A 19104-nucleotide genomic window follows, 5' to 3' on the forward strand; every position below is an offset into this window, starting at 1 on the left:
TCCGGCTCCGGTTCTCTCTCAGCGGGTTGAGGCGCGCCGCAGCAGGGCGGCGGCGTCGGGGCGGTCGAGCAGTTTGGCGCTGACTTCGAATTCGAGATGCGCCGCGTCGCCATGATTGCGCCCGGAGGACAGGAGCTTGTCGGCCAGCGCGCGGGGCAGGGCGGCATGGGTGCGCTGATCCGCCAGCAGGGTTTCGGCGGCGATGCCTTCGGCAAAGATGATCTGGTGGCGGTCAAACAGCAGTTGGAAGTAATCGACAAAGCCGCCCGGTTGGGCATGGATGGTATCGCCGTTGACCAGATGGCGGGCCTTGATCAGCAGTTCGGAGCGGCCCGCGCCGAAAGCGTCGGAGCGTTGATAAATGAACAGGCGGTGATCGGGAGAGACCAGAAGATCGCCGGCGTTGTGCAGCGCCCCGGCGGCGATACGGATCGGGGCGAATTCGCCCGAGGCGCGCATGGTGCTGTTGCCGATCCAGCGGATTTCCTGTGCGCCATCGTCGCGCGTCAGCACGCGGTCGCCGATTTGCAGCGATTCGATGGGGCGCTGCTGTCCGGTGGCCATGGTGATCTGGGTGCCGCGGGTGAAGGACACACAGGCCATCTGGGCCATGCGGGTTTTCGCGGCCTCGCGATCAATCCCGACCAGCAAATATTCGGCCTTGGCCTCTAGCGGGGCAAGTGGCAGGCCATAGATTGCACGGGCGTGGCCGGTTTCGTCGATTTCAACCAGTACCAGGAGTTCGACGACTTCGCTGGCGCGTGTCATCAATGTCAGGCAACTGTCGAGCACCACGGTGGCGCCGGGCGTGCCGGTGGCGGTGCCCTGGGCGATGACGAAATGGCCGTTTTCACCCGCCATGACAGCGAGGCGCACGGGCTCGGCGGCGTGGCGCAGCGCATAGCTGTCTTCGAGTTGCAGATCGTCGGCATGTGACAGCGGGTCGCCAAGATTGGCACCGTTCACCACGCTGAGCATGGCCGAGGTATAGACGGGCAGCGCATGGGCCGGGCGGGTATTGGATTGGGTCATGATGAGGCCACTTGAGGATTGCACGATCTCTGTCACGCCAGAGCTAGCTTAGAAATGTGGCGGTGCATGGTCAACGTCCCGGCGATTTTCTGGCAATGGGGAGCGCGATCGGGGATGATCCGCGCAAGACAGGGATTCGAACGAGGGAGAAACGCGATGGATCTGGGAATTTCGGGCAAAAGGGCGGTTGTCTGTGCGTCGTCAAAGGGGCTGGGGCGGGGCTGTGCCGAGGCGCTGGCCGAGGCCGGTGTCGACCTAGTGATGAATGCGCGCGGCGAGGAGGCGCTTCTTGCCGCAGCCGAGGAGATAAGAGCGGCTTATGGCGTGGAGGTCACGACGGTGGCGGCTGATATTTCGAGCGAGGCGGGGCGCGCAGCGGTGCTTGAGGCGGTCGGGGCGGCGGATATTCTGGTGAACAACGCGGGCGGGCCGCCGCCGGGCATGTGGTATGACTGGGAGCGCGAGGATTTCATCAAGGCGCTGGATGCCAACATGTTGGCGCCCATCGCGATGATGAAGGCGCTCTTGCCGGGGATGATGGAGCGCGGCTGGGGCCGGGTGGTGAACATCACCTCGCAATCGGTAAAGGCGCCGATTGCCGTGCTGGGGCTGAGCAATTCGGCGCGTGCGGGGTTGACGGGCTATGTCGCCGGGACGGCGCGGCAGGTGGCGGGATCGGGTGTGACGATCAACAATCTGTTGCCGGGGATTCATGCCACGGATCGCGCCATCGCGCTTGACGGCAAGGTGGTGCAGGAGCAGGGCATTACCATGGAGGAGGCGCAGGCGGCGCGCGCGGCCAGTATTCCTGCCGGGCGCTATGGCACGCGCGAGGAATTCGGCGCGGCCTGTGCGTTTTTATGCTCAAAGCATGCCGGGTTCATCGTGGGGCAGAACATCCTTCTGGATGGTGGCGGTGTGAACGCGACGTTGTGATGGGGAGTGGTTTTTCGCAAGGGTTACTGTGCCGGTTGAAACCCTTCGATCAGCTGGCGCAGGCCGATGCCTGCTCCGATGAAGATGGCAAGGAAGGTGACAGGGGCCGAGAAGCTGAGCAACGAGAAGGCCGAGATGCCCTGGCCCACGGTGCAGCCCATGGCGATCACCGCGCCCGCCCCCATCAGGGCGGCGCCGATGATCTGGCGGCGCAGCTCGCGTGGGTCTTCGCAGGCTTCCCAGCGGAAATGCCCCTTGATCAGGGACCCTGCGAAGGCGCCGAGGGCCACGCCGAGGATCGAGCCGACGGCAAAGCTTGGCACCCGCGCCGAGGAGGTCATGGCGTAGAGCAGGGTTTCGCCCACCGGCGCGGCAAAGGAGTGTGAGACCAGCGGCACCGGCGCGTAGCCGTGGCTGACCACATAGGCCGATCCGGCCCAGCCCGAGATGACGGCAAGCCCCACCATCACGGCCCAGAACACCGCAGCGGGGCGTGCCAGCAACGGGCGCGAGGCCAGGGCGGCGAGGCTGATTGCGGCACCGATGGTGACGCCGATGGTTGAGAGCGGCCAGCCGGTCCAGGCCGCCAGAGCATGGGCGAAGCCGGGGGGCGTGTCGTTGGTGACATCCTGTTGAAAGAACAGCCAGTTGCGCAGGCCTGCAAAGGGACCGGAGAGCACCATATAGGCCGAGAGGCCCATCACCAGCACAATCACGAAGGCGCGCATGTCGCCGCCGCCAAGCCGCGCGATCGAGCCGTAGCCGCAATTGCCCGCCAATGCCATGCCATAGCCAAACATCAGCCCGCCGAGGATCGAGGCCAGCGGCATCCAGCGGATCGAGAGGTAGAAGCTTTGTTCCGGTGCAAGCCAGCCGAGGCCGGTGAGGGTGAAGCTGCCCATGATTGCGACGCCGATCGCCAGTATCCACATGCGCATGCGGATATCCGAGCCGCCATAAAGCAGGTCTTCGATGGCGCCCATGGTGCAGAACCGCCCGAGGCGCGCGGCCAGCCCAAGAATGACGCCGCCCAGAAGGCCGACGAGCGCCACGAAGGTGTTGTCCCCCACTAGATCAAGCATCGCGCCTCTGATCCTCCCCGATCAGATTGCTTTTGGCCCAAGCCGACTTGTGCGCGGCCGAGAAACCGTTGGAGACCGGCTTGTGGACCAGCCTGCCGATTATTTGTCGTCAGCGTCGCAGAACAACTCGTAAACCAGTTCCAGGATACGCTTGGGGCGGTCATCGGCCAAGCGGTAATAGATTGCCTTGCCGTCGCGCCGCGGGATCACCAGCCCTTCGAGGCGCAGACGCGAGAGCTGTTGGCTGACCGCTGCCTGACGGGCCGAAAGCAGTTCTTCGAGTTCGGTCACGGATTTTTCGCCCGAGACCAGATGGCACAGGATCATCAACCGGCCTTCGTGGCTCACGGTTTTGAGAAAGTTCGATGCCTCTGTGGCATTGGCGACGAAGCGGTCAAGCTCTGCCTCGGTCAGGTCATCGTCAAAGACGGGTAGCCCCATGTTCGTTAGCCTTTGCAATTGGCGCGTTAGGTGCACCTTGTTCGTTTTGGGTTCGGTTTGGATGTTATCGCGCGATTTCGTGCAATGTTTTGATGCAATTACGCGTGACGGTCAACCATTGCTGTTTTGCGCGCCTGTTGCAGTGCCGCCCTCGTAACTGGTTTTGGTTTTGAGCATCATGCCCAGCAGACCCCAGAAGAAATCTTCGCCCGGGTAGCCTTCGATTCGGGCCACTTCGGTGCCGTTTTCGATCAGGATGAAAGTGGGGGTATAGACCACCTTGCGCGCGAAAGTGAGGTCAGCGGGCACAGGATCGTCGATGTCGATCATGCGCAGGGGGGCAAAAATGCCCTCGTCTGTTTTGGGGTAAATCGGGCCGATTTCACGCTTCCAGGTGATGCAATAGGCGCATCCCTGTTGCTCGACCATAACCAGTTCACCAGCGGTGAGCGGCCCTGCAAATACCAGCGGTAGCAAGAGAAAAAGCGAAAGGGCGGCGCGTTTGAGCATTTGTAACCCGATTGACCAAAGTTCATTCTCAAGTATAATTTGAATATGTGAATTTCTCAAGAGACGAGACGCCGCACTATGTTTGATATCACCTATTTCGGCGCTCTTTTTGCAGGGTTTGCCGCTTTTTTCACCCCCTGTATCCTGCCGATGGTGCCTTTCTATCTGAGCTATATGGCGGGGATCAGCATGGCGGAGTTGAGGGGGGATGGCGAAATTGCCCCCGGAGCGGCGCGCAGGTTGGTTATTTCGGCGCTGATGTTCGCGCTGGGGGTGACGACGATCTTCATGCTGATGGGAATGGGCGCGACGGCCCTTGGGCAGACTTTTGCGCAGTGGAAAGATTGGTTGGCGTATATCGCGGCGGCGGTGATCTTTGTCTTTGGGTTGCATTTTCTGGGCGTGATCCGCATCGGGTTCTTGATGCGAGAGGCACGAATGGAGAGCAAGGCAGACCCGAGCACGGTGTTTGGGGCCTACCTTATGGGGCTTGCGTTTGGCTTTGGCTGGACCGCCTGCGTCGGGCCGGTTCTGGCGTCGATTCTGATGATTGCCAGCGGTATGGGCGATATCAGCAAGGGGGCGTTACTGCTGGCCGCGTTCGGGCTGGGCATGACTGCGCCGTTTGTTGTGGCGGCGATGTTTGCGCGCCCGTTTCTGGGATGGTTGGCGCGGCACCGTGCGAAGATGGCCTACGTTGAGAAGGCGATGGGGGTGATGCTGATCGTGTTTGCCATTCTGATCGCAACCGATACGGTGAACGTGATTTCGAATTGGATGATTGAGACATTCCCGAGCTTTGGCAAGCTTGGGTAACGGGAGGAGAAGACATGAAGAGAATCGTTTTGGCGGTTGCGCTGTTGCTCGGGTTTGTCGGGGCGGGATTTGGCGCAGAGATGGGCGATGACGGGCTACACAAGGCGCCGTGGATGCGCGACACGTTCAAGGATCTGCGCGAGGATCTGGAGGAGGCCACCGCCGAGGGCAAGCGGCTGGTGGTGTTGATCGAGCAGCGCGGCTGTATCTATTGCGCCAAGATGCATGAGGAGGTCTTTTCCGACCCGGCGTTGAGCCAATACATCGAGGATAACTATTTTGTGGTGCAGATGAACCTGCACGGCAATGATGCGGCGGTGGATTTTGACGGCGAGGAGGCCGAGCAATCGGCCCTGATGCGCAAGTGGGGGATTCTGTTTACCCCGACGCTGATGTTCTTTCCCGAGGAGGTGCCCGAGGGGGTGACGGCCAATGGGGCAACCGTGGCGGTGATGCCCGGTGCGTTTGGTATTCAGACCACGACGGACATGTTCACCTGGGTCAACGAAAAACGCTATGAGCTTGATGATGGGGAAGATTTCCAACGTTATCACGCCAGAATGATTAAGGAACGACAAGCCAGGGGCGGAAATTGAGCAAGAAAGTTACGTGAGTAACTTATTTGAAAATTCAGATTTATGAATTTGTTGTTGCGTTTTCGTGATCATGTAAACTACAAAGTATAGAGAGCTAACCTGAAAAAAATAAGAAGGTAGCGAAGGGAGGAAACATGAGGTTAACCACACTGACAATCGCGGCTGTGCTGAGCGCTGGTGCCGCATTTGCCGCAGATGTTGCGCCGGGGGATGTTGTCTTTGATGAAGGCAGCGTCGCAGCGTCGCTGACTGGCACGCCGGGCGATCCGGCAATGGGCGAAAAGGTCTATGCCTCCAAGAAAATGGGTAATTGCGTGGCCTGCCATCTGATCTCGTCGGTCGATGTGGCGTTTCCAGGCAATGTTGGCCCGGAGCTTGACGGGGTCGGCGACCGCTATGACGAAGCTAGGCTGCGCGGCATCCTGGCAAACTCGAAGATGACGTTCGAGGGCACTGTCATGCCAGCCTATTACAAGGTGGACGGTTTCATTCGTCCGGGCAATGCTTATAGCGGCAAGGCGGCAGACGACACGTTTGCGCCACTGCTGGAGGCCCAGCAAATCGAAGATCTGGTGGCGTTTTTGAGCACGCTCAAAGAGTGAGCGGTGCGCGGTGCGCCACCCCGATGAGACTATTGAGCTTAAGGAGAGATACATGAGCTTCTCACGACGCGATACGCTGGCGCTCGGAGCCGGTGCTGTTGCCCTGACCATGCTGCCGATGCGCGCGGCCTTTGCGGCGGCGACAGCCGATGAGGTGATTGCCGGCTTCACCGGTGGGGCAGATATTGGCGAGGGCGGTGTGACGCTGTCTGCGCCGGAAATTGCCGAGAATGGCAACACCGTTCCGGTGGGTTTTGATGCGCCGGGGGCCGTTTCGGTTCTGATCATTGCGGCGGGCAATCCCAATCCGAATGTGGCCACCTTCAATTTTGGTGAGCTGGCAGGGAGCCAATCGGCCTCGACGCGGATCCGGCTTGCGGGGACGCAGGATGTTATGGCGATTGCCAAGATGGCGGACGGCAGCTTTGCCAAGGCCGCGCAAACCGTAAAAGTCACCATTGGCGGCTGCGGCGGCTAAAGCGAGAGGATTCAAGACATGGCAGATGGTGTAAAACCCCGCGTGAAAGCGCCCAAATCAGCCGCCGCCGGTGAGGTGGTTACGCTGAAAACCCTGATCAGCCACACGATGGAATCGGGCCAGCGCAAGGATAAGGACGGGAATGTGATCCCTCGGTCGATCATCAACCGCTTTACCTGTGACTTTAACGGCAAGAACATCATTGATGTGGCGATGGAGCCGTCGATTTCGACCAACCCGTATTTCGAATTCGAAGCGGTGGTGCCGGAAGCGGGAGACTTCAAGTTCGCCTGGTATGACGACGATGGGTCGGTTTACGAGGAAAGCAAGTCGGTCAAGATCGGCTGAGTGCTGCGCGAATGGATGCGCGCCCCGCCAAAGAAGGGCGCGCCACCGCGAAACAGGGAGGAAAACGTTATGAATATCAAGACAGTATCTTTCATCACTGCCCTCGCCATGGCTTTGCCGACTCTTGGGGCTGCGGACCCGGACGATGACAAGCTGGTGATCAATGAAGAGATCGAGATGGTCACCAAGACCAAAGCGCCAGAACATCTTGAGGGGGCGCTCGACGAGGTGATGTCGGGGTGGCATTTCCGTTCGGATGAAACGCAGGCGATGGAAATGGACGATTTCGACAATCCTGGCATGATTGATGTCGAGAAAGCGATCAAGACCTGGAACACCGCCGAGGGGTCGGAGGGGAAATCCTGTGCCGATTGTCATGGCGCGCCCGAGGACATGGCCGGGGTGAAGCCGACATATCCCAAGTGGAATGAGGCGGCCGGTGAAGTTTTCACCTTGCAGATGCAGGTTGATGATTGCCGGGTGAACCGGATGGGTGCCGAGGCCTGGAAAACCGACAAGGGTGGGTCGATCGCAATGGAGGCTCTGTTGAGTTCGGTGTCGCGTGGGTTGCCGATGAATGTGGCAATAGACGGACCGGGGCGCGAAACCTGGGAGAAGGGTAAGGAAATCTATTATACCCGTTTTGGTCAGCTGGAATTGAGCTGTGCCAATTGTCATGAAGACAACAATGGCAATATGATCCGGGCGGACCATCTGAGCCAGGGTCAGATCAACGGTTTTCCCACCTACCGGTTGAAGAACACCAAGCTGAACGGCGCACATTCGCGGTTCAAGGGCTGCATTCGTGACACGCGGGCCGAGACGTTCAATCCGGGCAGCCCCGAGTTTGTGGCGCTGGAGATGTATGTCGCGTCGCGCGGTAACGGGCTTTCGGTTGAAGGGCCTTCGGTGCGTAACTAACAATGGATCGGGCTGCTTTGGGTGGCCCGACAGGTCACAAGACATTTTGGGTCTTGTGACAAACTCGATCAAGGCGGGGGGCGCTGCCCCCCGGTCACAAAACTCAAAGATTTTTGTGACACCCCCCGGGATATTTTCAGCAAGATGAAGAGGGGCGCCGGGTTTGGGCCTTGGCGTCTTTCGTGCAATGTGGAGAAGTGACATGATTTCACGGCGAGATTTTCTTCAGGTGTCGATGGCGGCATCGGCGCTCTTGGGGTCGTCGGGGTTCAGCAATTGGGCGCGGCTGGCGGCGCAGCAGGCGCTGACGCAGGACCAGTTGTTGGAATTTGACACGTTCGGAAACCTGAGCCTGATCCATGTCACTGATATCCATGCGCAGTTGAAGCCGATCTATTTCCGCGAGCCCCAGATCAATCTGGGGGTGGGGGCCGCCAAAGGGCAGGTGCCGCATGTCACGGGGGCCGATTTTCGCAAGTTGTATGGGATCGAGGATGGCTCGGCGGCGGCTTATGCGTTGAGTTATGAGGATTTTGAGGCGCTGGCGAAGAGTTATGGCCGGGTTGGCGGGTTGGATCGGGTGGCCACCGTGGTCAATGCCATTCGGGCGGATCGGCCTGATGCGTTGCTGCTGGATGGGGGTGATACATGGCATGGGTCGTATACCTGTCATCACACCCAAGGGCAGGACATGGTCAATGTGATGAATGCCTTGAAGCCCGATGCGATGACGTTCCATTGGGAATTCACGCTGGGCTCAGAGCGGGTGAACGAGATTGTTCAGGGGCTGCCGTTTGCGGCGCTGGGGCAGAATATTTTCGATGCGGAGTGGGATGAGCCGGCGGAGCTGTTCAAGCCTTATAAGTTCTTTGAGCGGGGCGGCGTGAAGGTTGCCGTGATCGGGCAGGCGTTTCCTTATATGCCGATTGCCAATCCGCGCTGGATGTTTCCCGAGTATTCCTTTGGCATCCGCGAAGCGAATATGCAGGCGATGGTGGATGAGGTGCGCGCGCAGGGGGCGGAATGTGTGGTTTTGCTGTCCCACAACGGGTTTGACGTGGACAAGCAGATGGCCGCGCGGGTGCAGGGCATCGACGTGATCCTGAGCGGGCATACCCATGATGCATTGCCCGAGCCTGTGCAGGTGGGGCAGACCTATGTGATTGCGTCGGGCAGCAACGGCAAATTTGTCAGTCGCATTGATCTGGATGTGCGTGACGGGCGGATGATGGGCATTCGACACAAGCTGATCCCGATTTTTGCCGATGTGATCACGCCGGATTCCGAGGTGGCCAAGGTGATTGACGCACAGCGCGCGCCTTATGAGGACAAGCTTACTGAAGTGATAGGCACCACCGACGAGGTGCTTTATCGGCGCGGCAATTTCAATGGGACGTGGGATGATCTGATTTGTAATGCGCTGATTTCCGAGCGCGAGGCGGATATTGCGATGAGCCCCGGTGTGCGCTGGGGGCCGAGCCTGTTGCCGGGGGATGACATCACCCGCGAAGATATCTGGAACGTGTGTTCGATGAGCTATGGTGAGGCCTATCGCAGTGAGATGACGGGTGAGTTTATCCATGTGATCCTGGAAGATGTGGCCGACAATCTGTTCAACCCGGACCCTTATTATCAGCAGGGGGGGGATATGGTGCGCGTTGGCGGGCTTGGCTATCGGATTGATGTTACCAAGCCGCAGGGGGAGAGGATCAGCGATCTGACGCTTTTGAAGACCGGTGAGAAGATCGACGCAGCCAAGAGTTATGTTGTGGCCGGGTGGGCCTCGGTGAATGAGGGCACTGAGGGGCCGCAGATCTGGGATGTGATTGAAAACCATATTTCCAAGCTGGGCACTGTGACGCTGGAACCGAATAACTCGGTGCAGGTTGTTGGCGGGTAAGTGTTGCAGGTCGGGGTGATCCGAGCCTTTGAAGGATAGACAAGCGGCCCTCCGGAGTATTGGGGGGCCTTTTTCATCTTGAGGGTTTGTGAGAACTTGGAACTGCGAGACAATCGGGACGGTTTGCGCCAAACTCGATCGCGGAAATGCGAGAGATTTTTTTGACGGAGGCATAGAATGAGACATTTGATTGCAGGGTTTGTTGGTTTTTTGGGGGTCGCATTGATGCCCGCAGCATCGGGCGCAAATTCACTTCAACTTGAGGACCTGGTGGAGAAGGAACATGGCGCGACCGCGTGCTGGCAGCGGGTGTATTCGGATGAGCATCTGGCGGCGCACCCGGATCAGAAGGTGCGCGAGCTTCGGCTTTCGGTGTCCTATCACGTTTATGATGATCCGAACGGCCAATACAGCTTTGGCTATGACGCCCTGCGCCGGGGAGAGGGCGAAATGGGCGGGGAGGCCGGTGTCTGCTGGAACAAGCCCGAGGGCGTGGCCTGTCATGTCGAATGCGATGGGGGCGGCTTTATGCTGCGCCGGGCGCGCAACAAGGGTGATGTTCTGTTTGATCTTGAATACGTTGGATTTCTGGCGATGCGGGGGTGCGGCGATTTTGACGGGGAAGGCGGCGAGATGGAGCCCTTGGTTCCGGGGCTTGATGACAAGTTGTTCCTGCTGCATCCGGCCAATTGTGCGGCGCTTTTTGGCGAAGACTGACGCGCGATAGGCGGTGGACCGTGGCGTGGTGAGATTGCTCTGAATATTGCATTCATGTCGTAGGCGACGTGCGCGGGTGTCTTGTGCGCCGGTGGCTGTAATTGTGTGAAGTCGCGACGGGGCGCGCAACACGAATTTTTTATTCGTTAACGTGAATATGAAGGTTTTCTTTCCATGTTAAATTCAATAGCATGAATTTGTTAAAGCGTGAGGAGGGGAATTACCAATGACAACCGAGCTGAAGGGCGCAAAGCCCTCAAGGCGCGCGTTTTTGAAGGGCGCGGCGGCCGCAGGTGGCACGTTGGCGGGGGCTGGCGTTGCGGCGGCGCGTGCGGCGGGTGATCCGCTGATTACGCAAGTGCAGCCTTGGACCAGTGAGCTGGGAGATGGTGTGGACGCGGCCCCCTATGGCAGCCCGTCGCAGTATGAGGCGCATGTGAAGCGGCGCACGGTGGATTGGCTGACCGCTGATCCGATCAGTTCGATCAATTTCACGCCGCTGCATGAGTTGGATGGGATTATTACGCCCAATGGTTTGTGTTTTGAGCGTCATCACGGCGGGGCGGCGCAGATTGCGCCGGGTGATCATCGCTTGATGATTCACGGGCTGGTCGATCAGCCGCTGGTGTTTACGATGGAGGATCTGATGCGGTTTCCGCGTGAGAACCAGGTATTCTTCCTCGAATGTGCGGCCAATACGGGCATGGAATGGCGCGGAAGCCAGCTGAATGGCTGTCAGTTCACCCACGGGATGATCCACAACGTGATGTATACTGGCGTGAAGCTGCGCCATCTGCTGGACGAGGCCGGTGTGAAGCCGAGCGGCAAATGGTTGTTGGCGGAAGGCGCGGATGCCAGCGCGATGACGCGTTCGATTCCGATGGAAAAGGCGCTGGATGATTGTCTTGTGGCCTGGAAAATGAACGGCGAGGCGTTGCGCCCTGAGCAGGGGTATCCTGTGCGGTTGGTCGTTCCCGGTTGGGAAGGCAACATGTGGATCAAGTGGTTGCGCCGCCTTGAGGTGGGGGATCAGCCTTGGCAGCAGCGCGAGGAGACCAGTAAATATACTGATCTGTTGGAAAATGGAAAAGCGCGACGCTTTACCTGGGAGATGGATGCCAAATCGGTCATCACCAACCCGAGCCCGCAAGCGCCGATCACGCATGGGTCGGGGCCGACGGTTCTGACGGGTGTGGCGTGGAGCGGGCGGGGCACGATCCCGCAGGTGGATGTGACGCTCGATGGTGGTGTGAATTGGCATAAGGCGCGCATCAGTGGGCCGTCTTTGGATAAGGCGATGCACCGGTTTTATTTCGAGTTTGAGTGGGACGGGAAACCGTTACTGCTGCAAAGTCGTGCACATGACAGCACTGGGTATGTGCAGCCCACCAAGGAGGCGTTGCGCAAGTTTCGCGGCAGCAATTCGATCTATCACAACAACGGGATTCAGACCTGGGCCGTCAACAGCCATGGGGAGGCGGAAAATGTCGAGATTTCTTAATGTTTTAGCTGTGTCCGCGGTGGTTTTGAGCGTTGCATCGCCAGTTCTGGCGGGGCCGTTGGGGCTTGGCCGGGCGGCGACGCCTGACGAGATTGCGGCGTGGGATATTGATGTGCGCCCGGATGGGATGGGCCTGCCGGAGGGCGAGGGATCGGTTCTGGACGGCGAAGAGATTTTTGCCGAGAAATGCGCCGTCTGTCATGGCGATTTTGGCGAGGCGGTGGACCGGTGGCCGGTTCTGGCCGGGGGGCAAGGCACCTTGGAGGATATGCGCCCGGTCAAGACGATTGGGTCATATTGGCCCTATCTGAGCACGGTTTTTGACTACGTGCATCGCGCCATGCCGTTTGGTGAGGCGCAGAGCCTTGAGGCGGATGAGACCTATGCGATTGTTGCGTATCTTTTGTATGTCAACGATCTGGTTGACGAGGATTTCGTGCTGAGCCGCGCGAATTTTACCGACCAAAAGCTACCCAATGAGGAGAACTTCTTTCTCGATGATCGTGGGGCTGACGGGGGCGAGTTGGAGAGTTTCACCGCGCCCGAGATTTGCATGCAGAATTGCAAGGCCGACGTGAAGATTACGGCGCGGGCCGCGATAATTGACGTCACACCCGAGGACGGGGAAGCCCGCAAGGCGCGTGAAGCCAAACTGGCGACCGAAGAGGCTGGCGAGCAGCCGGAGGCAAGCGAGGCTGAGACCGCGCCGGAGCCTGAGGTTGCGCAGGAGACGGCGTTGGACCCTGAGTTGGTGAAGGCGGGTGAGAAGGTCTTCAAGAAGTGCAAAGCCTGTCATCAGGTGGGAGAGGGGGCCAAAAACCGCACCGGGCCAGAACTGAACGGCGTGATTGGCCGCGACATGGCGTCTATTGACGGTTTCAAATATTCAGCGACACTAAGGACGATGGCGGAAGACGGGACGATCTGGGACGAAGGCAATATGGCCGAATTTCTTAGAAAACCACGCGATTTCGTCAAAAAGACCAAGATGTCGTTTGTTGGATTGAAAAAGGATGAAGATATTCAAGCCGTGACAGAATATCTGAAGTCCTTTCCCGAGTAGGGGAAGGCGCGAATATAACAAAGCGCGCGCTTCCGTTTTGCCATGATGGGGAGTCATGGCATGAAAAGGGAGGATGGCGTATGGCGCGTGTGCGTCGCGAAGCGTTGAAGGGCGTAGGGGGGACGGAGACGTTTGCCCTATCAGACTGCGGCATCCCGGCCCATCTTCTCCAAACACGGCGTCGCATTGTGAGCGGGGCGAAGCGGCGGATTGCTGCCAGCGCGTTGCGGGCAGTGATGTTGCTGGCGGCTAGTTTGCTTGTCGCGTCGGGTGCAAGGGCGGATGCAAAAGCCACGCCGATTGGAGATGCGCAAGCGGGTGAGATTCTGTTTGAGATTTGCGCAGCCTGTCATGAGGTGGGCGCGGGGGCCGAGAATGCGATTGGGCCGCATCTTAACGGTATTTTCGGTCGTAGGGCGGGATCGGTTGAAGATTTCAGCTATTCCCGCGGGTTGATCCGTGAAGGCAATTTCGGGCTTGTCTGGCAACTCGACAAGCTGGATGCCTATCTGGAAAATCCCAAAGCTCTGGTCAGCGATACGCGGATGAATTTTGACGGGATGGCAGACAAGGATGAGCGCGACGATGTGCTGGCCTATCTGCGCCGCTTTTCCGACAGTCCACAAAACATCCCCGAGGCGTCGCCGACCGCGCGCAAGCGAGAGGTGGAATTGCCGCCTGAAATTCTGAAGTTGGTGGGTGATCCGGAGTATGGCGAATACTTGGCCAATGAATGCACCACCTGTCATCAGCGGGACGGTGAATATGATGGAATTCCGTCGATTATTTCTTGGCCCGAGGAAGATTTCATCATCGCGCTGCACGCTTACAAGACAAAGGTTCGCCCGCATCCGGTCATGCAGATGATGGCCGGGCGCTTGACGGACGAAGAGATCGCAGCCTTGGCCGCGTATTTTGGGAGGCTGGAGTGATCCGGCGCAGGACGTAACGAAAACCCGAAGGGAGGAAATGACATGACATTGAACAGACGAGCCTTTATTGGCACCGGGGCTGCGGCGGCAGCTGTGCTGAGTGCGCCGCATGTGCGCGCGGCAAGCGATGGTAAGCCACGCGTCATAGTGATCGGCGGCGGTGCTGGCGGGGCCACGGCGGCGCGCTATATCGCCAAGGACAGCAACACCGAGATTGATGTGACGCTGATCGAGCCGACGCGGATGTATTACACCTGCTTCTTCTCAAACCTCTATATCGGGGGCTTCCGCGAGATCAGCTCGCTTGGGCATTCCTATGGTGCGTTGGCCAAACAGGGCGTGAACGTCGTGCATGACTGGGCCGTGGGGGTGGACCGCGCGGCGCGCACCGTGACGTTGGCGGGGGGGGCAGTACTGCCCTATGATCGGTTGGTTCTGAGCCCGGGGATTGATTTTGTCGATGGCGCCGTGCCGGGATGGGACGTGAGCGCGCAAAACAAGATGCCACATGCTTATAAGGCAGGGTCGCAATCAGAACTGCTGAAGGCGCAGGTCGAGGCGATGCCGGAGGGGGGTACCTTCTGCATGGTGGCGCCGCCCAATCCGTATCGCTGTCCTCCGGGGCCATATGAGCGGGTTTCGATGGTGGCGCATCGCCTCAAGGAGATAAATCCGACGGCGAAGATTCTGGTGGCCGATCCCAAGCCCAAATTCTCGAAAGAGGGGCTGTTTCGCGAGGCCTGGGACACGCATTACGCTGGCATGGTTGAATGGTTAGGCCCGGATTTCGGCGGTGACAAGGTAAGTGTGAACGCCGATGACATGACGGTGGATATCGACGGCGAGGTTGTGCATGTCGATGTTTGCAATGTGATCCCGGCACAAAAAGCGGGGCGGATCTGTGAACTGGCCGGCGTTAACGAAGGCAATTGGGCACCTGTTGACGGGCACACGATGCAGAGCCGTGTGGATGAGAATGTCCATGTTCTGGGCGATTCCTCTAATCAGGGCGACATGCCGAAATCGGGCTTCTCGGCCAACAGCCAGGCCAAGGTTTGCGCCATGGCAGTGCGCGGCGCGCTGACCGGGTCGAAAGTGTTTCCGGCCAAGTTCTCAAACACTTGCTGGAGCCTTCTCGGGAGCGAGAATGGCGTCAAGGTGGGCGCGACCTATGAGGCAATGGACGACAAGATCGCCGAGGTGGAAGGCTTTATCAGCGCGGTCGGCGAAGATGCGGCGATGCGCAAGGCCACCTATGAGGAATCACTGGGTTGGTATGAGGGGATCACCAGCGACATCTTCGGCTGATCGGAGTGTTATAGGCAGGAATGGGGAGGGCGGTGCGTAGGTGCCGCCCTTTATCGTGGGGGGGGTGGGGAATGGCGGGTTTGAGCCCAAAGTGCCAGATGCTGCGATCTGCATGAATGTCTGTTTTTGGTACGCCGCTACCGCTCATTTGGCTCTACCCGCGCGATGCCGCGCCATACCAGATCGAACACGCGGTTCAATTCGCACCTTTCCATTTGCGCACCACCTGTCGAGGCCCGACGGGCAAGTGTGATGGCAGGGGAGGCGAGAATGATCTCAAGGGTTTTGACGGGCGCTTGGACCAGCACTTGGCTGTCTATCCCCATTTGGATCTCGGCAAGAATCTCGCTTCCCATTTTGTTAAGCAGCATATCCTCCTGAAAGGCGGTGCGAATTTCGGCGGACATCATTTCAGTAAACTGGAAGTCTTTGGGGACAGTGAGGCCATACTCCACTAGTGCAAACCACATCGCGCGCAAACGTTCGGTTGCCCCGTCCTTCTCGCGCGCCGCTGTCATCATCGCATCGTGGATATCTGATTTCACCTGCTTGTAGACCCAAAACAGCAAATCATCCTTTGTTTCATGGTACCGGTAGAGCGTTCCAACAGACAGTTTCGCCCGTTTTGCGATTTTATTGACAGAGACGGCGGTTGAGCCAACTTTCGCGACCTCTTCAATTGTCGCCGCGCGTATGGCCTTTGGTTTGTCGCCGGATTTTGTTCGCGCCAAGGGGCTCTCCATCTCTGATTGGGTCTTGGCCAAGTTAACCTAAGCTCGCGGGAATTGACAATGAGCATGTGCTCATTATATCGAAGTGAGCACATGCTCATTTATAACCCAAACGAAGGGAATGTCCCACATGTCTAAAGTCGTCCTCATCACCGGCACCTCAACCGGCCTTGGTATCAGCCTTGCGGTTCAGGCCGCGCAAGCGGGTCACACAGTTTATGCGACTATGCGCAATCTCGCCAAGAAAGACGGCCTTGAAGCCGCTGCCTCTAAGGCTGGCGTTTCGGTGCGTATTTTGCAGCTCGACGTGCAGGACGCTGCCTCCGTTAATGCCGCTGTGGACACCGTCATCGACGCAGAGGGCCGCATCGACACGCTGGTCAACAATGCGGGCGCGGGTTTTGTACGCACGACCGAGCAAGCTAGCGAAGACGAAATTGACTGGGTGATGGACGTGAACTTTATGGGCGTAGTGCGGTGCACCAAGGCGGTCATACCCCATATGCGCAAAGCGCGCTCTGGCCATGTCATCACGATATCCTCCGTTGGTGGTTTGGTCGGGCAGCCGTTCAACGAGATCTATTGCGCCGCCAAATTCGCCGTTGAGGGATATTCCGAGGCGTTGGCGTCTTATGTTACGCCAAATTTCGGGATCAACTTTACCACCGTTGAACCCGGCGGCATCCAGTCCGAATTCGCCAACAACGTGTTGAAACAGGTGGAGGACACTGGCGGCATGCTGGAGGACGAGTATTTGCCCATCCTGCAAAAATACATCGGCGGCGCTCAGAACCGTCAGGGCGGGGAGGACATCTACCAGACTGCCGACGAAGTTGCCGCAGTGGTGATGCAGTGTATGGAAGCTGAAACCCCGCCGATCCGCACCCGCACGTCAAAATGGGGCGAGGACTTTACCCGTCTCAAGACCGGGCTTGATCCGAAGGGCGAACGGCAGCAAGCAGCGGTGATAGAACAGTTTCTGAGCTGAAGTGGCCCCTATAGGAGCTGGCCCAAAGACAGAGCCGAACAACGAGACCAGCCTTTCGGACAGAGCGCAGCGAAAGGGCGCTTTGTCCGCATACCCGACCGCCACTCCTCCCCTACCAACGCAGAATTCTGCGTTGGCAGCTTTCCAGCCACGGGGGTGTTTCAGCGTATCCATCAGAGAGACCTGCGGTGCGATACCCTCAATTCAAGCCCAAAAGCTGCGGAATTGGTGGGGTGGGTGGCCGTATTTCTTGCGGAAGCGCCGCGCGAGGTGGCTGGAGGTGGAAAAGCCGGTGGCGACGGCGATTTGCATCACGCTCATGTTGGTTTCGCGCAGAAGGGCAAAGGCGCGTGACAGGCGGATGTCGAGATAGCAATTCATCGGGCTTTGACGCATGTAGCGTTTGAAAAGCCGCTCAAGCTGACGGCGCGAAACGGCAAGTTCTTCGCAGAGTTGTTCGATGGATCGCGGCTCTTCGATTTCTTTGTGCATCAGGGTGAGGGCCGAGAGCAGATGCGGGTTGCGCGAGCCGATGGCGATGGAATGGGCGGATTTCTGGGGAGAGGAGGCGCCGATCGAGCGCATGTGCAGGCACATGTCGGCAACCAGGATGGCAAGCTCGGGGCCGTGGGATTTCTCGATCAGGGCCAGCATCATGTCGATGGCAGCATTGCCGCCACCGCAGGTCAGGATGGGGCCGTCGATTTCGAAAAGGTTGGGGGTGGGGGTGAGCATCGGGAAATGCTCGCAAAACCCGTCCTGATTTTCCCAGTGCAGGGTGAAACGGCGATTGCGCAGCAAACCGGCTTCGGCCAGCGCATAGCTGCCGGTGCAAATACCGCCGAGGTGACGCCCGAAGCGGTTCTCGCGTCTGATCCAGGCCAACACGCCGGGCGAGGCGGCGCGTTCCGGCTCGACCCCGGAGCAGACAAAGCCGATTGCCTCGGCCGGGAGGGCGCTGAGGGCTTGATCGGGGGTCACGCTCAGCCCGTTCGAGCAGACGACGGGGGCGTTGTCTTCGGTCATTGTGAACCAGCGATAGAGTTGTTGGCCGGTGAGTTGATTGGCGATGCGCAACGGTTCAATGGCGGCGGCCAGTGCCAGCATCGTGACCTTGGGGAGCAACAGGAAGTGAAATTCCTGAGGCGGGCCGGCGTAACCGATTTCGAGATGCGCCGATCCGCCTTTTTCAATGAAGCTGCGCGATGGCATTGTGATCTCCGAATATTGGGTGCGTTCCGCCGGGTGATCGGGTGGATTGATGAGCGGGCGTCGCGAAGCACATTGAGAATGGCGCATTCTAAGCGTTAATCAGCCCTGAGGAAGGTGCCAGATCAGAAAGCGGCATGTAATGCGACATTTGCGGCGGTTTATTCATTGGACGGAATAATCCTGAGGCGGGCGAAATCAACCGCACGCCCTTGCGGCTCCCGGAGCGCATGACTAAGACTCCCTTAGCAACTCGGCGTTATTGATCAGATTGAAGCAGCAGGCAGGACCAGATGAAAGATCCGTTGGACATATATATGAACACGCTCGTGCCCATGGTGGTCGAGCAGACCAGCCGCGGCGAACGCGCCTATGACATTTTCTCGCGCCTTTTGAAGGAGCGGATCATTTTCCTTTCGGGGCCGGTGCATGATGGTATGTCGAGCCTTATCGTGGCGCAGCTCTTGCACCTTGAGGCAGAGAATCCGAGCAAGGAAATCTCGATGTACATCAACTCGCCCGGTGGCGTGGTGACAAGCGGGCTGTCGATCTATGACACGATGCAATACATCAAGCCGAAGGTTTCGACGCTTGTTGTCGGTCAGGCCGCCTCGATGGGGTCGCTTTTGCTGACGGCGGGTGAGCCGGGGATGCGGTTCAGCTTGCCCAACAGCCGGATCATGGTGCACCAGCCGAGCGGCGGGTATCAGGGGCAGGCGACGGATATCATGATTCACGCTGAAGAGACGTTGAAACTGAAAAAGCGGCTCAACGAAATTTATGTGAAACATACGGGCCGCAAGCTCAAAGAAGTGGAAAATGCGCTGGAACGCGACAATTTCATGGACCCGGTCGAGGCCAAGGCCTGGGGCCTGATCGACGAGATCGTGGAAAGCCGCGCCAAGGGCGACGAGGACTGAGAGCATGTCGCCCCGTCATCAAGCGGGGCGGCGTTTTTGAGATTGTGACCTGCTTTGGCATGGCATAAGCTTG

21 protein-coding genes are annotated in these 19104 nt (G+C 58.7%); 15 read left to right on the forward strand and 6 right to left on the reverse strand.

Going from position 1 to position 19104, the window contains the following annotated elements:
• Positions 1-18: 18 nt before the first annotated feature.
• Positions 19-1032, reverse strand: a complete 1014-nt coding sequence (locus LZG00_07595) for a Hint domain-containing protein (protein MCF3593861.1) — start codon at positions 1030-1032, stop codon at positions 19-21.
• A gap of 156 nt (positions 1033-1188) precedes the next feature.
• Between LZG00_07595 and LZG00_07600 the strand changes: the two genes are divergently transcribed.
• Positions 1189-1968 (forward strand): SDR family oxidoreductase, encoded by a 780-nt coding sequence (locus LZG00_07600; GenBank protein ID MCF3593862.1) that lies wholly within the window; start codon positions 1189-1191, stop codon positions 1966-1968.
• 23 nt (positions 1969-1991) lie between these two features.
• Here the strand turns inward: LZG00_07600 and LZG00_07605 are convergent, their stop codons facing one another.
• The 3 genes from LZG00_07605 to LZG00_07615 all read right to left on the reverse strand — a co-directional run bounded on the left by LZG00_07605 (position 1992) and on the right by LZG00_07615 (position 4001).
• Complete coding sequence (locus tag LZG00_07605; protein MCF3593863.1) at positions 1992-3050, reverse strand: YeeE/YedE family protein; 1059 nt, start codon at positions 3048-3050, stop codon at positions 1992-1994.
• A gap of 99 nt (positions 3051-3149) precedes the next feature.
• Positions 3150-3491 (reverse strand): metalloregulator ArsR/SmtB family transcription factor, encoded by a 342-nt coding sequence (locus LZG00_07610; GenBank protein MCF3593864.1) that lies wholly within the window; start codon positions 3489-3491, stop codon positions 3150-3152.
• Between the two features lie 111 nt (positions 3492-3602).
• A complete protein-coding gene (locus LZG00_07615; GenBank protein MCF3593865.1) occupies positions 3603-4001 on the reverse strand; it encodes a thioredoxin family protein in 399 nt (132 codons plus the stop codon).
• 78 nt (positions 4002-4079) lie between these two features.
• On the opposite strand from LZG00_07615, the gene LZG00_07620 reads away from it, so the two are divergent.
• From LZG00_07620 to LZG00_07675, 12 genes are all read left to right on the forward strand, one after another.
• Positions 4080-4817: a cytochrome c biogenesis protein CcdA gene (locus LZG00_07620; GenBank protein MCF3593866.1), complete on the forward strand. Its 738-nt coding sequence runs from the start codon at positions 4080-4082 to the stop codon at positions 4815-4817.
• A 14-nt stretch (positions 4818-4831) separates the two neighbouring features.
• Positions 4832-5413: a thioredoxin family protein gene (locus LZG00_07625; GenBank protein ID MCF3593867.1), complete on the forward strand. Its 582-nt coding sequence runs from the start codon at positions 4832-4834 to the stop codon at positions 5411-5413.
• 134 nt (positions 5414-5547) lie between these two features.
• The gene (gene soxX / locus LZG00_07630) at positions 5548-6015 is read left to right on the forward strand and encodes a sulfur oxidation c-type cytochrome SoxX (GenBank protein ID MCF3593868.1); all 468 of its coding nucleotides are present in this window, start codon (positions 5548-5550) and stop codon (positions 6013-6015) included.
• 52 nt (positions 6016-6067) lie between these two features.
• On the forward strand, positions 6068-6493 hold the full coding sequence (gene soxY, locus LZG00_07635) for a thiosulfate oxidation carrier protein SoxY (protein MCF3593869.1): 426 nt from the start codon (positions 6068-6070) through the stop codon (positions 6491-6493).
• A gap of 18 nt (positions 6494-6511) precedes the next feature.
• On the forward strand, positions 6512-6841 hold the full coding sequence (soxZ, locus tag LZG00_07640) for a thiosulfate oxidation carrier complex protein SoxZ (protein MCF3593870.1): 330 nt from the start codon (positions 6512-6514) through the stop codon (positions 6839-6841).
• 69 nt (positions 6842-6910) lie between these two features.
• Positions 6911-7762, forward strand: coding sequence for a sulfur oxidation c-type cytochrome SoxA (gene soxA / locus LZG00_07645; protein MCF3593871.1), 852 nt, complete (start codon positions 6911-6913; stop codon positions 7760-7762).
• Positions 7763-7964: 202 nt separating this feature from the next.
• Entirely contained in the window at positions 7965-9662 is a 1698-nt protein-coding gene (soxB, locus tag LZG00_07650; GenBank protein MCF3593872.1) for a thiosulfohydrolase SoxB, read from the forward strand.
• A 177-nt stretch (positions 9663-9839) separates the two neighbouring features.
• Positions 9840-10379: a hypothetical protein gene (locus LZG00_07655; GenBank protein ID MCF3593873.1), complete on the forward strand. Its 540-nt coding sequence runs from the start codon at positions 9840-9842 to the stop codon at positions 10377-10379.
• A gap of 226 nt (positions 10380-10605) precedes the next feature.
• Entirely contained in the window at positions 10606-11880 is a 1275-nt protein-coding gene (soxC, locus tag LZG00_07660) for a sulfite dehydrogenase (protein ID MCF3593874.1), read from the forward strand.
• A complete protein-coding gene (locus LZG00_07665) occupies positions 11864-12943 on the forward strand; it encodes a c-type cytochrome (protein MCF3593875.1) in 1080 nt (359 codons plus the stop codon). Before soxC ends, LZG00_07665 begins: the two co-directional genes overlap by 17 nt.
• 236 nt (positions 12944-13179) lie before the next feature.
• Positions 13180-13875, forward strand: coding sequence for a c-type cytochrome (locus LZG00_07670; protein ID MCF3593876.1), 696 nt, complete (start codon positions 13180-13182; stop codon positions 13873-13875).
• A 42-nt stretch (positions 13876-13917) separates the two neighbouring features.
• Complete coding sequence (locus LZG00_07675; protein MCF3593877.1) at positions 13918-15183, forward strand: NAD(P)/FAD-dependent oxidoreductase; 1266 nt, start codon at positions 13918-13920, stop codon at positions 15181-15183.
• A gap of 137 nt (positions 15184-15320) precedes the next feature.
• Here the strand turns inward: LZG00_07675 and LZG00_07680 are convergent, their stop codons facing one another.
• Positions 15321-15914, reverse strand: coding sequence for a TetR/AcrR family transcriptional regulator (locus tag LZG00_07680; protein MCF3593878.1), 594 nt, complete (start codon positions 15912-15914; stop codon positions 15321-15323).
• 130 nt (positions 15915-16044) lie between these two features.
• Here LZG00_07680 and LZG00_07685 point away from each other — a divergent pair, with 130 nt between their 5' ends.
• Positions 16045-16902: an SDR family oxidoreductase gene (locus tag LZG00_07685; protein ID MCF3593879.1), complete on the forward strand. Its 858-nt coding sequence runs from the start codon at positions 16045-16047 to the stop codon at positions 16900-16902.
• A 204-nt stretch (positions 16903-17106) separates the two neighbouring features.
• On the opposite strand, the gene LZG00_07690 is transcribed toward LZG00_07685, so the two are convergent.
• Positions 17107-18114, reverse strand: a complete 1008-nt coding sequence (locus LZG00_07690; GenBank protein MCF3593880.1) for a GlxA family transcriptional regulator — start codon at positions 18112-18114, stop codon at positions 17107-17109.
• Positions 18115-18404: 290 nt separating this feature from the next.
• On the opposite strand from LZG00_07690, the gene LZG00_07695 reads away from it, so the two are divergent.
• Positions 18405-19031: an ATP-dependent Clp protease proteolytic subunit gene (locus tag LZG00_07695; protein ID MCF3593881.1), complete on the forward strand. Its 627-nt coding sequence runs from the start codon at positions 18405-18407 to the stop codon at positions 19029-19031.
• Positions 19032-19104 lie beyond the last annotated feature (73 nt).

The sequence above is a fragment of the Rhodobacteraceae bacterium LMO-JJ12 genome (assembly GCA_021555075.1).
GTDB lineage: Bacteria > Pseudomonadota > Alphaproteobacteria > Rhodobacterales > Rhodobacteraceae > JAKGBX01.